Below are 14,207 nucleotides of genomic sequence, written 5' to 3' on the forward strand. Positions count from 1 at the left end.
CCCGGCTCTTTCACTCTACAAACCCTTATTCCATCACCCGCGCCCGCTTCCCTCTCTCCTCTTCCCCACTCTCTACCGCTTCCACCAGCGTAAAGTTAAAGTTCACCTCCGTATGCTCCCCTGCGAGATCGCGCGCCTGCGCCACAGCCGCGTCCGTCACCTTCACCGGGTCGGCAATCAGCTCCGCGCGGGTCGCGAAGGCAAAGTCATCCCATAGATACTCATCCCCGTTGAGGTTGATCTGGGTGGTCAGGTGTTTATACCCCGGCGCCGACACAAAGAAGTGCACGTGGGCCGGGCGGTTGCCGTGGCGGCCAAGCGCAGTCAGCAACTTCTGGGTTGGGCCATCCGGTGGGCAACCGTAGCCGCAAGGCACGATGCTGCGCACGGCGTAGCGACCGTCGTCACCGGTGCGCACGCGGCGGCGCAGGTTGTATTCGCTCTGGGACTGGTCGAAGAACGAGTAGCCGCCAAGGGTGTTGGCGTGCCAGATATCCACGATCGCGCCCGCCACTGGCTTACCGTTCAGATCGGTCACCTGGCCCTGCAGCCACATGGTTTCGCCCTGCTCTCTCCCGTCATCCATGCGGGCAAAGCCTTCGCTCAGCGGGGCATTGGCGACATATAGCGGCCCTTCGATGGTGCGCGGAGTGCCCACGTCATTGCCGGAGGCTGCCTCTTTCTCGTCGGCGCGCATATCGAGATAGTGCTCCAGACCCAGCCCCGCCGCCAGCAGCGCCGCCTCCTGGCGTCCGCCCAGCTCGTTAAGGTAGTTCACCGCAATCCAGAACTCTTCATCCGTCACGTCGAACTGCTTGATGGTCTTGCACAGGTCGCTCAGCAGCTGGTGCATGATGTTCTTTAAACGATCGTTACCGCCGGTGGAATTTAAGCCGCTGCTGATCGCCAGTAAGGATTCCAGTTCGGTTTGATGCGCAGGATTCACAGACATTGCATATTCCTCTTTGTAGGGTACGTTTGTTGTTATTGCGAGTGATGAATGGATGAGGGATGCGTACACAGAGGCTGCACGCTGATCTCCATCCACGGGTAGAGCGGCAGCGCGGTCAGGATGTCGTGCAGCTCCTGGTTGTCCGCCACATCGAAAATGCTGACGTTGGCGTACTGCCCGACCACGCGCCAGATGTGCGGCCACTTGCCTTCGCGCTGTAAGCGCTGGGAGTAGGCTTTCTCTTTCGCCTTGATCGCTTCAACTTCTGCCGCAGGCAGCGAGGACGGGATGTTGACGGTCATTTCCACTTTAAAAAGCATCACGTTTTCCTTTTATTGACGTGCGTAATGGCGCAGCTTGTCTTCATCGATTTCAATGCCCAATCCCGGCCCCTGCGGTAACGTCACCTCTCCCTGGCTGAACGCGAGCGGACGGACCACGATGTCATCCTTCAGCAGCAGCGGGCCGAACATCTCGGTGCCCCACTGCATCTTCACCGTCGACCAGGCGTGCAGCGAGGCGGCGGTGCCGAGCGTTCCTTCCAGCATGGTGCCGCCGTACAGCGCCACACCCGCCGCCTGCGCCACATGCGCCAGCTTCAGGGCCTGCGCCGGGCCGCCCGCTTTGGCGATCTTCAGGGCATACGCCCCGGTAAAGCCGCCGCTCGCCAGGGCGTAGCCGTCATGGCTGGTCGCCACCGCTTCGTCGGCGAGGATCGGCACCGCAAAGCGCTGGCTGAGGGCGATAAGCCCTTGCCGATCCCACAGCGGGATCGGCTGTTCCACCAGGTCGATCCCGCCCGCCTGTAGCTGCGTCATCCCTTTGATGGCGGTGGTCAGATCCCAGGCCTGGTTGACGTCCACTCGCACGCTCACCTCGTCGCCCAGCGCGGCCTTGATCGCCAGAGCGTGGCGAACGTCCTCCTCCAGCCTGCGGGCACCGATTTTCAGCTTGAAGGTGTTGTGTCGCCCTTCTGCCAGCAGGCGTTTGCCCTCTTCGATATCTTTCTGGGTGTCGCCACTCGCCAGGGTCCATAGCACCGGCAGACGCTGAGTCAATGCGCCGCCCAGCAGTGAACTGACCGGCAGCCCCAGCGCTTTGCCCTGGGCATCAAGAAAGGCGGTTTCGAGGGCGGATTTGGCAAAGGTGTTGCCCTTCACGCTGGCGTTCATCCTGTCGGCGAGCTGCGCCACGCCAGTGAAAGACTGGCCGCACAGCAGCGGGGCGAGATAGGTTTCAATGGCGGATTTGATCGCCTCCGGGCTTTCCGGGCCGTAGCTCATGCCGCCAATAGTGGTGGCTTCGCCCCAGCCGGTAACGCCGTTCGCGCAATCCATTCTGACGATGGTGAGCGTCTGGCAACCCATGGTCGCCATCGACAGCTTGTGCGGGCGGATGGTGGGAATGTCCACCAGCCAGCAGGCCAGGGATTCTATGGTGAGGGTCATGTCATGCTCCTGCGGGTTAAAAAGGTCAGCACCTGCTGGTTAAAGGCGTCCGGACAGGCGACGTTCGACAGGTGCGAGGCGGGTAACACCACACATTCCGTCTGCTTCGCCTGTGCCGCGAGCCACTGGGCGTCCGACACGGTGGTGACCGGATCTTCATCCCCTGCGATAGCCAGCATCGGGCGCAGCATGGCTGCCACCTCATCGCGGAGATCCGCCGTTGCCAGCGCTTCGCAGCAGGCGGCGTAACCTTCGGCTGGGGTGTCGGCCAGACCGTCAACCAGCAACTTCACCATCCCGGGATTGCTTTGGCGATATGCCGGAGTGAACCAGCGCGCCGCCGCGGTGCTGGCGACCGGGGCCATCCCCTGCTGACGCACCATTGCGGCGCGCTGCAGCCAGCCTTTCGCTTCGCCGATTTTTGCCGCGGTGTTTGCCACCACGATGCGATCAAAACGCGACGGGGCGTGGCGGTTGAGCCACATCCCGGTCATGCCGCCCAGCGAGATGCCGCAGAAAAAGGCGCGTTCAATATCCAGATGATCGAGCAGGGCAATCACGTCCTGCCCCAGCGAGTCGAGAGTGATTCCCCCAGCCGAAACCGGGGAGCGGCCATGCCCGCGCGTGTTGTAGCGCAGCACGCGAAAATGGCGGGTAAAGTCGGTCATCTGTTCCTGCCACATCTGCCAGGTGGTACCGAGCGAGTTGGAGAGCACCAGCAGCGGGGCCGCTTCCGGGCCGTCGAGGCGATATTCGAGATCCATTCACGCCTCCTCGGTTTCGGCGTTAAGGGCAAAAGTCAGCGCCACCGGGGTGACGGACTGGAGATACTCCGCCGTCACGTCGCCGAACAGCTCGCGCACCACAATGCCTTCGGCTGTGATGTCCATCACCGCCATGTCGGTGTAGATCCGGTCGATGCAGGCCATGCCGGTCAGCGGATAGGTGCAGGCTTTGACGATTTTGCAGTCGCCCTGGCGGGTCAGATGTTCGGTCATCACATAGACACGCTTCGCGCCAATCGCCAGGTCCATCGCCCCGCCGACAGCGGGAATCGAAGCGGGCTCGCCGGTGCTCCAGTTCGCCAGATCGCCGCGCTCGGAGACCTGATAGGCCCCCAGCACGCAGATATCCAGGTGGCCGCCGCGCATCATGGTGAACGAGTCGCCGTGATGGAAATAGCAGCCGCCCGCAAGCAGCGTCACCGGCTGTTTTCCGGCGTTAATCAGCTCCGGATCTTCACAGCCCGGTTCCGGCGCAGGCCCCATACCGAGAATGCCGTTTTCGCTGTGCAGGAAGATCTCGCGATCGGCAGGCAGATAGTTGGCAATCCGGGTCGGCAGGCCGATGCCAAGATTCACGTAGGCCCCTTCCGGGATGTCGCGGGCGATGCGTTCGGCCAGCTGTTGATGGGTCAGTTTATTCACGGGCTCTCCTTATGCGCTCTGCGGCAGACGAATAGGTGCGACCGTCACCACGCGCTGGACAAAAATCCCCGGCGTCACCACCGCTTCCGGGTCGAGCTCGCCGAGAGCAACAATCTCGCTCACCTGGGCAATGGTGCACCGGGCGGCGGCAGCCATGATCGGCCCGAAGTTGCGCCCGGTTTTGTCGTAGACCAGGTTGCCCCAGCGGTCGGCCTTCAGGGCTTTGATCAGGGCGAAATCGGCTTTTAACGGGTACTCGAGGACATAATCTTTGCCGTCGATATGGCGGGTCTCTTTGCCCGCCGCCAGCTCGGTGCCAAACCCGGTGGGGGTGAAGATCGCCCCCAGCCCGGAGCCGCCCGCCTGAATACGTGCCGCGAGATTGCCCTGCGGGACCAGCTCCAGCTCGACCTCGCCACGACGGTAGAGGTCGTCAAAGACCCAGGAGTCGGTCTGGCGTGGGAAGGAGCAGATCACCTTCTTCACGCAGCCAGCCTTCAGCAGCGCCGCCAGACCGTAGTCACCGTTGCCGGCGTTGTTGCTGATCAGGGTCAGATCCCGCGGCCTGCGGCGAATCAGGGCATCCAGCAGTTCGGCGGGCTGTCCGGCGGCGCCAAATCCGCCCACCATCACCACCGCGCCATCAAAAATGTCCGCCACGGCACCGTCGGTGGCGGCAATCCGTTTATCAATCATTTCGTTACCTCGTTGTTATTCGTGGACGGCAGGCTGCGCAGGGCGATCCACGCCAGCAGCGCATAGGCCATCAGCAGCAGGGAGATCGGCCAGGAGGCGTCGAAATGCATCAGCAGCGCCACCGCCAGCATCGGCCCCAGGCCGCCGGAGAAGATCGAGCCCACCTCATGCCCCAGCGCCAGGCCGGAGTAGCGCACACGCACCGGGAACAGGTCGCTCATGATGCAGGGCTGGGTGCCGATCATCGCCCCGTGGCAGAACGGCAGGCCGAGCAGCATCGCCAGCATGATCCAGCCGTAGTCGCCGGTGGAGAGCAGCCAGAAGAACGGAAAAGCCATCACCAGCAGGCCTATGACGCCGATGTAGTAGACCGGCTTCAGGCCAATGCGATCCGAGAGCGCGCCCCAGAACAGGATCGAGAAGAACTCCACCAGCATCGCCAGAGTCACGGCGCTGATGATCTCCCCGGTGCCGATACCGATGTGCTTCGCGTAAACCACCGAGAAGGTGAAAAAGATATAGGAGGCGCCATTCTCCGGCAGGCGCAGAGCGATGGCCTGCATCAGCGCTTTCGGGTGCTCGCGCACCAGCACCATCAGCGGGATCTTCTCGTGTTTTTCTTCCGGTCTGGCCTGAGTAAAGGCTTTGCTCTCGCGGATGTTTTTGCGGATATAGACCCCGACCAGGAAAATGACGATGCTCAGCAGGAAGGGCACACGCCAGCCCCAGCTCATCAGCTCCGCTTCCGGCAGCTTCTGCACCAGGTAAAAGGCGAAGGCGGAGAGGACAAACCCACCGGAGACCCCCATCTGGCTCCAGGCAGTAAAGTAGCCGCGACGGGACGCGGGGGCGTTCTCGCTCAGCATCAGCACCCCACCGCCCCACTCGCCGCCCGATGCCACGCCTTGTAAAAAGCGCAGCGTGATCAGAGAGAGCGGCGCCCAGATGCCGATCTGCGCGTAGGTCGGCAGTAGGCCGATGACAAAGGTGGTGGCCCCCATCAGGGTCAGGGTCATGATCAGCGTCATCTTGCGACTGTAGCGATCCCCGAGATGACCAAAGACGATCCCGCCCAGCGGACGGGCGAGGAAGCCCACCGCAAAGCCCGAGAAGGCCAACAGCGTGCCCTGCATCGGGTCGCCGCCCACCGGGAAGAAGAGCGGGCCAAACACCAGCGCCGCGGCGGTGCCGTAGAGGAAGAAGTCATACCATTCCAGGGCATTACCCAGTACCGAGGCGAACACCAGCTTGCGCATTTGCCCGGCATCGTGTGGAACGGCAGCCGCAGCGTTGCGGTTTTCAGTCACGACATTGCTCATCAGCGTTACCCTTATAGTTGGTTTTACGCTTCCACATCATGCCCGATGGCATGGTAGCGACGGTTAAAGTAGACCAGCCCGCGCGGCGCTTCGCTGATGCGTATCGCCTGCACCTGGCAGTAGAAAACGGTGTGGCTGCCCACTTCATGACAGGTGTCGATCAGGCAGTCGAAGCTGGCGACCGACGAGCTGAGCACCGGCGCGCCGCTGACCATCACCTGCCAGGAGTCATACGCAAAACGCTGCTCGGAGCGCAGGCTGGCGTTGGCGAAGACCCCGGAGAGATCCTGGTGGTCGCTGGAGAGGACGTTGACGCACAGCGCCCCGTTCTGCTTGAAGTGTTCATTGGCAAAGGAGTTGCGGTTCATGCAGACCAGCAGCGTCGGTGGCGAGTCCGTGACGCTGCAGACGGCAGAAGCGGTAAAGCCAAATTTACCCGCCGGGCCGTCGGTGGTGATCACCGAGACCGCACTCCCCAGCTGTGCCATCGCGTTACGAAATTCGGTTTGCAGTGTCATAAGGGTTTCCTCACAGATCGATGACTAAACGGGCGCTTTTCGCCCGGGAGCAGCACAACAACATCTGGTCGCCGTCGGCTTTCTCTTCGTCGGTCAGGTAGCTGTCGCGATGGTCCGGCTCCCCTTCCAGCACGTCGGTCAGGCAGCTGCCGCAGATCCCCTGTTTGCAGGAGACGCACACCTTCAGCCCGGCCTGGGCCAGCGCCTCGACGATGGTCTGGTTCTCCAGCACCTGGACGGTAATGCCGCTTGCGGCGGCGACCACCTCAAAGGCCGCACCACCGGTGACAACTTCGGCGCTGAAGCACTCCTGATGCACCTGCTCCGGGCGATAACCGAGGCGGCTCGCCTCGTCGGTGACCGCATCCATCAGCCGGGTCGGACCGCAGGTGTAGACGTGGGTATTGGCCGGGACGTCGCTCAGCACCGCTTTCAGATTGAGGCGTTGCGTGTCGCTGAAGTGCAGATGCACGCGGTCGGCCCAGGCCGCCTGCTCCAGCCGGGCAATAAATGCCGCCCCGGCCCGGGTGCGGGCGCAGTAGTGCAGGCTGAAGGAGCGGCCGCTGGCGTGCAGTTCGGCGGCCATTGCCAGCATTGGGGTGATGCCGATCCCGCCGCCAATCAGCAGGCAATGGCTGGCGGTCTCCTCCAGCGCAAAGAGGTTGCGCGGATCGCTGACCTGAATGAAATCCCCAACGTTGAGCGCATGAGCGGCAAGGGAGCCCCCCTGAGACTTTTTGTCTTTCAGAATGCCGAGCTGGTAGTGGCGGCGATCCTGCGGGTCGCCGCACAGGGAGTACGGACGCACCAGGCCGTCTGCCAGATGCAGATCGATATGTGCCCCCGCGTTGAAGACCGGGAGGTCGATCCCGTCAGCATGGGCCAGCGTCAGCAGGAGCACATCGCCCTGCAACTCCCGCCTGATAACCTGTAATGTCAGCATGTTGGCTCCTTAACGCATAAACAGACCGCCGTTGATGTCCCAGGTCGCCCCGGTGACAAACGACGCCTGCTCTGATGCCAGCAAAGCCACCGCCTGGGCGACAAACTCTGCTTCGCCTAACTGGCCGACCGGGATCATCCCCAGCAGCCCGGCCATCTTCTCTTCCGGCACCAGGGCGTGAACCATCGGCAGATCCAGCGGGCCCGGGGCGATGGCATTCACCGTCACGCCGGATTTGCCGAGCTCGCGGGCAAAGATTTTGGTCAGGGTCAGGATCCCGCCCTTCGAGGCGGCATAGTGGGCACCGGAGGCGGTGCCGCCGTTCTGCCCGGCTAACGAGGCCAGGTTGATGATGCGGCCATAGCCACGGCTCGCGAAGTAACGCCCCAGAGTCTGGCAGCCTATAAAGGTGCCGCGCAGGTTGGTGGCGATCACCCGGTCAAACTCCTCCACCGTAATTTCCATCACCGGGGTGGCGAGGGTCAGGGCGGCGTTGTTGACCAGCACCTCCAGGCTGCCGAAGCGTTCAATGGTTGCGTCCAGTGCCTGCGCAAAATCCTGCGGCTGGCAGATATCCAGCCCCAGCGCCAGCACTCTGCCCTGGCCGCCATCGAGACGATCCGCGGCTTCCCGGGCACGGGCCACATCAACGTCGGTCAGCACCACCTGATACCCCTGCGCCAGCAGGTGAGCGGCAATCACGTTGCCCAGACCGGCGGCCGCGCCGGTCACTAATACGGTTTGCGTCATGGGGGATTCCTCAGAGGATGTAGCCGATGCTGTGCAGCACATCGTCGCTGTTGACCAGGCGGATCACCTTCCGGGTAATCAGCAACCTGCCCTCCTGCGGTGTCAGGTGCCAGGTGATGTCCGCGGCGTAGTGGCGGCTGTGGCCTTTGCGGTGCTCCCACAGTGATTGCGCCCCGCGCACCACGATCAGATCCTCACTGGACTCCAGCAGGCGGAAGCGCGACAGGGTGCGCAGCGTTCTGGCGCGCGGCGTGGTGGAGATGGACTCCCCGCTGTAGAGGCGCTTCACCCGCTTCTCCCGCATGTGGTGATCGTCGCAGGCGTAGTTGAGGGTGTTTTTAAAATCGGTTTCGTTCGGGTCGATAGGTACCACGTACAGGCCGTCGCGCTGCCAGAGATCCAGCCAGGCGTTAAACTCGCCCTGGTCCAGCAGATCGCCTTCGAGATTGATTACGGACATCGCCGCAAATAGCACAGAATCTGGCGTCATCATTTTTCGCTCTCCGTCATCAATTTTTTCCACTGCTGATAGGCCGCGCGCATCCCGGTTTCGGCGCTGACGTCGCTGCGCAGGCCGTCGTCGGTGCGATACTCCCCCGCCAGGCCGCGATTGAGCATGATCCACAGGTCATCCCCCGCGGTGGCCCCGCGCTGTACGCGCTCCCAGGCCTCGGAGTCGTCCGGGGTGCCGAAGCCCATCGGCCCCTGGAAGTGCTCGTGCAGACGCAGGCGCGCCTGGTTCGCGATCTCCGGTCCGCCGTCCATGGTGATCACCGCATGATGAATCTCGGTCTCCATCACTGAGATGGGCTGCAGGACGCGGAAGAAGGCCATTGAACAGGCGATGTTCGGGAACAGGTTGAGGTTGAAGCCGGAGCCGCCTACCGCGCGCACGATGCGGCGCACCTGCTCTTCGTCATGGTCCTTGCGCAGTGCGTCCGCCAGCTCGATAAAGCGCTCCGGGATTGGCGCATCAAGGTTGGCTTCCAGATCCACCAGTTCAGGGATCATCACCATGACGCTGTGGCCGTTGCCGAGATCTTCGACATAGCCGCTGCCGTCCACGAAGTTGAGCATCTCTTCGGTCTGCTTATCGACGGAACTCAGGAAGGAGCGGTGCACCACCGGGAAGTGATAACCGTCGGTGGTGTTCTCCAGCTGGATCTTCCAGTTGCCCGGGAAACGGAAGCGGTGCGCAGGCCCGGTTTTGATCGGGTAGCCCGCCCCCTGCTTCATAAAGAGATCCATCCACTTCTTCGCCGCACCGAGGAAATCCTCCAGCGGTTCGATCTGCTCGTTAAAGGTGGCGAACACCATGCCCGCATACTGCTCGGTACGCAGGGAGACCAGCCCCAGTTCGTTCTTCTCCAGTTGGTCGGCATAGCTTTCCGGGTGCGGCACGCCGCGCAGGCTGCCGTCCAGGGCGTAGCCCCAGCCGTGGTAGGGGCAGACGAAGCTGTTGGTTTTGCCGCTGCGGTGTTCGCAGACGGTGGCCGCGCGATGGCGGCAGCGGTTCAGCAGGGTGTGGATGGCGCCCTTGCGGTCACGTACCACGATCACCGGCTGGGTGCCGATCTCGGTGGTTTTGAAGCTGCCGGTCTCCGGGATCTCGCTGACGTGTGCCACCCAGACCCAGGTTTTGCTGAAAATACGCTCCAGCTCCAGCTGGAACAGCTCGTCAGAGGTGTAGAGCGAGGTGTGGACGCGGTCCGCCTTCACCAGAGCCGCAATCTCTTCCCGGGTCGGGACGGGCTTCGCCGTGGTATCGATATTTTTGACGTTGATGATCTGGTCACACTGCATAATCTGTCTCCTGCTCGTCGTCGAGGTTCTAATTGTTGTCAGGTACCGGTAGCGCATCCGCCGCATGCCAGTGGCTTACCGGCCTGCTGAACAGGTTGCGGGTGGTAAAACGGTGCATGGTCATCTCCCCGGCTTCGCGACGGAAAATAATCTGGATCTCTGCCGCGTTCAGGTGCGCCCCTCCGGCGGTAAAGGCGGAGGCTTGCAGCATCTGCCAGCGGCCATGCAGTTCGCCGTCGGTATCGTGCCAGAGCGCCTCGGAGCATAAAAAATGGCCATTCAGGGCGAAGTGCGCGGGCGAGCGGACGTAGCCCGCCATCATCGCTTCAATCGCTTCGCGCCCCTGATATCTTCCCAGCCGGGTGGCGTAAGGCTCGCCCAGCCCTTCCCAGCAGGCGTCTGCGCTGAACAGCGCGCCAATGGCCTGTACCGTCTCCATGCTGTCGAGGCGATCGCACAGCCGCATGTAGGTGCTGATACAGACCCGGGCGGCCTGCTGATCCTCAAGCTGCTGTAAACGCAGCGCATCCTGTGGGCTCATGGTGTGCTCCGTTACTGAATGATCAGTTCGCGACCGACGCGGGCTTCGATCTTGCAGTACTTCCACAGCTTGTATTCGCCATCGCCCACCGGGGTGGTGCGGAACAGGTTGCACGCAGCCACCACGCTGTCGAGGCTGTCGGCATCGGCCAGCACGTAGGTGGTCCAGGGCGAGGTGGTGGATGGCCCGACCATCAGGCGATCATCGTCCATATTGCCGATGACGCGGATGCCCTGGGTTTCGTCGATACCTTTCATCATCACGCCGAACGCGCCCCACACCTGTTTGGCTTCTGCCGGGGTGGCATCAAAAAAGTTCTGGTTCACGCCGATGCAAAACAGCACGCGTAAGGTTGTTGTCTGGCTCATCTGTTGCTCCTTTCGTCAAAATTACAAATAACCCGGCAGAGGCTGGCCACCGAAATAGACCGTACCGGCGTTGAGATAAGAGAGGTCGCCCATAAAGGCGTGCTGGGTGATCACCATGGTGTCGCGGACGTAGCGTTGCAGCGGGCTTTTCATAGTGATGCCGCCCATGCCGTTCAGCGCCAGCGCCTGGCGGGTAACTTCAGCGGCCACGCGGGTGGCGTGGGTGGAGGAGAGCCGCAGGGCGTTGATCTGCGCGCAGGCAGGATCATCCCCGGCAAGGATGCACTGCCACACCTCGTCGATGGCCTCGTAGAACCAGGCCCGGGCGGAGCGCAGTTCCGCTTCGCAGCGGGCTATCTGCATCTGCGCCTGCGGACGGTCGGCCAGGCGCGGCGCGCCGGTCACCGACTGCTGGCGATGGGCAATGGCATAGATTTCATTCAGAGCGGCGCGGGCGACGCCGAGCGCCACCACCGAGAGCACCTGGGTGGCAAGGGAGAGCACCGGATAGCGATAGAGCGCCCCCTCCAGGTTAAGCGCGCCGCCGCGCACAAAGGTCCACTCCTGCGGCACAAAGGCATCGTTGACCACCAGATCGTGGCTGCCGGTTCCGGCCAGGCCGACGGTGTTCCAGACCGGATCGATCTGCACGCTATCGCGGGGCAGCACCGCCATGCGCGGCAGCGCTTCGCCGCTCTCCGGCATAATGCCGACGCCAAATACCGAGGCCCCCATGCTGCCGCTGGCAAAGCCCCAGCGGCCGGAGACGCGGTAACCGCCATCCGCCAGCACCGCTTTCTGCGGCGGGAAGATGCCGCCCGCGAAGACCACGTCCGGGCCGTCACGGTAGAGTTCTTTTAAGGTGTCCGGCGGCAGCGCCCCAAGATAGAAGGGGCTCATGCCGAAGCTGGCGACCCAGCCTGCGGAGCCATCAGCGGTGGCAATCTGCTCGATCAACTCACAGAACTGTGCCGGGGAGCACTCCTCGCCGCCGTAGATTTTGGGGACTAACGCACGATAGACGCCAACCTGCTTAAACCGGGCGATGATGTCGTCTGAGATATGACGCTGTTGCTCAAAATCGGCGCTGCGGGTAGCGACTTCGTTCAGCAGTGGAACGAGCTCCTCACGAACATGAACGGCAGACATAGCTTCCTCCCAAAAGAGTGTGCGGCCCGCAGAGAGACGAGTGCTGCCGCAATGAGTGATACTCACTGAGTTAGTGTTGAAACTGTCGGTAAAGCGGGATGGTTAGCGGCGTCGTCGCTCAGAGAGCCATTCTGCCGCCTGCACCAGCAGCCCTTCGTGTCCTTTGGCGGCAACGAGTTGCAGCGCCACCGGACGGCCATCAAGCGTGCCCGCAGGCAGGGTCAGCGCCGGGTGGCCGCTGAGGTTGAACGGGCGCACCAGCCGGGTGAGATTGACGACGCTCAGCGGATCCTTCGCTTCTTCCAGCGTGGGCGGCAGTTCCGGCAGGGTTGCCAGCGCCAGCAGCGGGGTTTTCGCCAGCTGGTCATCCACCTGGGCGGTAAATGTACGGCGGATCGCTTCTGCGGCCTCAAGGGCACGGGCATCGATCCCGGCTCCGGCACGGATGCGGGTGGCGACGTCGGCAGAGACCCTGTCGTCACTCAGTAGCGTTTTAAAAGCCTGCCAGTTTTCATGGCTGATGAGGGTCAACCCGGCGCGATGGGCATCCCCCAGCAGCGGCAATTCGGCCTGACGCGGTTGCAGGTCAGCCTGGGCGAGGAAGTTCAACAGCAGGGAGTCGATGCTGATGAGCGCCGACGGGATAAAGCCGATGGCGGGCATTCTGCTCAGCGGCGCGTCAACCGGCAGCGCCAGACGGGTCAGCACGTCACGCAGAACGCCCGGCTCGCGGGCGAAGATCCCCACACAGTCCAGGGAGCTTTGTGCGGGCATCACCCCTGCCCGGCTCAAGGCACCGTAAGTGGGTTTTAAGCCGAGGATGCCGCAGCAGGCGGCGGGCATACGCACCGACCCACCGGTATCGGTGCCGAGCGCAAAATCCACCTCACCAGCAGCCACCACTGCGGCAGAGCCGCTGGAGGAGCCGCCGGGGATCAGGTCAGGAAACAGCGGGTTAACCGGCGTGCCGCCCCAGGGGTTGATCCCGGTGACGCCAAACGCCAGCTCGTGCAGGGTGGTTTTTCCGGTCAGAATACACTTCTGCCCGAGAAGGGTTGCGACCACGTCGGCATGCTGTTCCGCCGCCGGGTTCGCGGCCAGCGCCGGGCAGCCTGCACGGGTGGGAAAGCCTGCGATGTCGAGGGTGTCTTTTACCGCGAAGCGGAGATCGCCCTCGCCGAGGGTACATCGGGTAACAAAACCATTGCTCTCAGTAACAGGCTGCATAATTTGCACCTTAACCAGAAAAAACGAATCATATTTGGGTGACGCACTCTTCGCTGCGGTTCGACCCACGTTTGTTCTGGTCAATCATGGAAGATTTAGATGAATATTCAAGTAATATTTCACGTTATTTTTACGAAAAAATAACACTGAAACATTTTTATAACAATTCATCAGGAGAGGTTTAGGATGATGATAAATAACAATAAACGTGGCGCAGAAATGAAAAAAGAGCCGCTCTGGTCATCAGAACGGCTCTTTTATAATGTTATACTTTACAGTGACTTATGTTGAATTTTTAAGGCTGTCACAAATCCGTAATTCTCTGCGGGAACTATTCAGAGTTCGTTGAGGTTGTCGAGTACTTTCGACAGCGAGAGGTTCATTTTTTCCCGCTGGGCCGCGGTCATACCCTTAAAACCCTTCTCGAAAACCTTGCTGGTAAGACGGTGTGCCTCGGCTACTTTTTCGCGTCCGGCATCGGTGAGCATCACTTCGGTCACCCTGGCATCCTGCACGCTGCTGGCGGTGGTCACCAGGCCATCGTCCCGCAGGCGGCCAACGATTTTGGTGACGGTGGGCATTTTGGCCATGGCGTATTCGGCGATCTGCGAAATGCTGGCCTTACCGTACTGCTCGGTAATCATCAGCACCCGAAAGCGGGACACATCAAGCTGCACCTTTTTCAGTGTGATTTCCATCACTTGCGTATAACGCGCGTAGACGTTAACTATCCAGTAGAACGGGAACTCTTCGCGGTGAAAAGTGGGGCCGCTGTCTGACGATGTGTTCGTATGACTCATGAAATGACGTTCCAGAAGTAATGCATTGATCGCAATTATACCCGCTATTTATCCCCCGCTATAGCCCGATCGCACCCTGCCCCCTGCTGTTAACAATTCGCTGCGCCGCAAAAGCCGATCGACATCGCATTATGATTCAAAAACGCTACTAGATTAACAATTACGTATCATTTTTTAAACAGAACATTGACGTCCATGCCTGCGGTTTCCTATACGTTAGCGCACGTGTTTGCATCGCGTGCACCGGGTAATCCTCTTGCCCGCTG

Annotated in this window: 17 protein-coding genes; all 17 read right to left on the reverse strand. The window is 61.6% G+C overall.

The genetic code is table 11. The features are described from left to right. Positions 1-25 precede the first annotated feature (25 nt). Complete coding sequence (gene catA / locus GNG26_RS13255) at positions 26-952, reverse strand: catechol 1,2-dioxygenase (protein WP_156239062.1); 927 nt, start codon at positions 950-952, stop codon at positions 26-28. Between the two features lie 32 nt (positions 953-984). Continuing rightward, positions 985-1,272, reverse strand: coding sequence for a muconolactone Delta-isomerase (gene catC, locus GNG26_RS13260; protein WP_103179973.1), 288 nt, complete (start codon positions 1,270-1,272; stop codon positions 985-987). Between the two features lie 12 nt (positions 1,273-1,284). Continuing rightward, positions 1,285-2,400, reverse strand: a complete 1,116-nt coding sequence (locus GNG26_RS13265; RefSeq protein WP_156239063.1) for a muconate/chloromuconate family cycloisomerase — start codon at positions 2,398-2,400, stop codon at positions 1,285-1,287. After that, the gene (gene pcaD, locus GNG26_RS13270) at positions 2,397-3,164 is read right to left on the reverse strand and encodes a 3-oxoadipate enol-lactonase (RefSeq protein ID WP_156239064.1); all 768 of its coding nucleotides are present in this window, start codon (positions 3,162-3,164) and stop codon (positions 2,397-2,399) included. Before pcaD ends, GNG26_RS13265 begins: the two co-directional genes overlap by 4 nt. Further along, the gene (locus tag GNG26_RS13275) at positions 3,165-3,827 is read right to left on the reverse strand and encodes a 3-oxoacid CoA-transferase subunit B (protein WP_114386481.1); all 663 of its coding nucleotides are present in this window, start codon (positions 3,825-3,827) and stop codon (positions 3,165-3,167) included. A 9-nt stretch (positions 3,828-3,836) separates the two neighbouring features. After that, positions 3,837-4,523: a 3-oxoacid CoA-transferase subunit A gene (locus tag GNG26_RS13280; protein WP_156239065.1), complete on the reverse strand. Its 687-nt coding sequence runs from the start codon at positions 4,521-4,523 to the stop codon at positions 3,837-3,839. Further along, entirely contained in the window at positions 4,520-5,779 is a 1,260-nt protein-coding gene (locus GNG26_RS13285; RefSeq protein ID WP_197080166.1) for an MFS transporter, read from the reverse strand. Before GNG26_RS13285 ends, GNG26_RS13280 begins: the two co-directional genes overlap by 4 nt. Positions 5,780-5,865: 86 nt before the next feature. Beyond that, positions 5,866-6,360, reverse strand: a complete 495-nt coding sequence (locus GNG26_RS13290) for a flavin reductase (RefSeq protein ID WP_103822315.1) — start codon at positions 6,358-6,360, stop codon at positions 5,866-5,868. A 10-nt stretch (positions 6,361-6,370) separates the two neighbouring features. Further along, complete coding sequence (locus GNG26_RS13295; protein WP_156239067.1) at positions 6,371-7,303, reverse strand: PDR/VanB family oxidoreductase; 933 nt, start codon at positions 7,301-7,303, stop codon at positions 6,371-6,373. Positions 7,304-7,312: 9 nt separating this feature from the next. Next, positions 7,313-8,053 (reverse strand): SDR family NAD(P)-dependent oxidoreductase, encoded by a 741-nt coding sequence (locus GNG26_RS13300; protein WP_156239068.1) that lies wholly within the window; start codon positions 8,051-8,053, stop codon positions 7,313-7,315. A 10-nt stretch (positions 8,054-8,063) separates the two neighbouring features. After that, on the reverse strand, positions 8,064-8,543 hold the full coding sequence (locus GNG26_RS13305; RefSeq protein WP_156240191.1) for an aromatic-ring-hydroxylating dioxygenase subunit beta: 480 nt from the start codon (positions 8,541-8,543) through the stop codon (positions 8,064-8,066). Then, positions 8,543-9,856: a Rieske 2Fe-2S domain-containing protein gene (locus GNG26_RS13310; protein ID WP_156239069.1), complete on the reverse strand. Its 1,314-nt coding sequence runs from the start codon at positions 9,854-9,856 to the stop codon at positions 8,543-8,545. Before GNG26_RS13310 ends, GNG26_RS13305 begins: the two co-directional genes overlap by 1 nt. A 28-nt stretch (positions 9,857-9,884) precedes the next feature. Beyond that, positions 9,885-10,397 carry a nuclear transport factor 2 family protein gene (locus GNG26_RS13315; protein ID WP_156239070.1) on the reverse strand — a complete coding sequence of 171 codons (513 nt, stop codon included), beginning with the start codon at positions 10,395-10,397 and terminating at the stop codon, positions 9,885-9,887. An 11-nt stretch (positions 10,398-10,408) separates the two neighbouring features. Further along, positions 10,409-10,765, reverse strand: coding sequence for an IacB protein (locus GNG26_RS13320; protein ID WP_103822320.1), 357 nt, complete (start codon positions 10,763-10,765; stop codon positions 10,409-10,411). A 21-nt stretch (positions 10,766-10,786) separates the two neighbouring features. Further along, entirely contained in the window at positions 10,787-11,914 is a 1,128-nt protein-coding gene (locus tag GNG26_RS13325) for an acyl-CoA dehydrogenase family protein (protein ID WP_156239071.1), read from the reverse strand. A gap of 102 nt (positions 11,915-12,016) precedes the next feature. Continuing rightward, positions 12,017-13,141, reverse strand: coding sequence for an amidase (locus GNG26_RS13330; protein ID WP_156239072.1), 1,125 nt, complete (start codon positions 13,139-13,141; stop codon positions 12,017-12,019). 335 nt (positions 13,142-13,476) lie between these two features. Continuing rightward, a complete protein-coding gene (locus GNG26_RS13335) occupies positions 13,477-13,941 on the reverse strand; it encodes a MarR family winged helix-turn-helix transcriptional regulator (RefSeq protein ID WP_103822323.1) in 465 nt (154 codons plus the stop codon). Positions 13,942-14,207 lie beyond the last annotated feature (266 nt).

Source organism: Leclercia sp. J807, from assembly GCF_009734465.1.
GTDB lineage: Bacteria > Pseudomonadota > Gammaproteobacteria > Enterobacterales > Enterobacteriaceae > Enterobacter.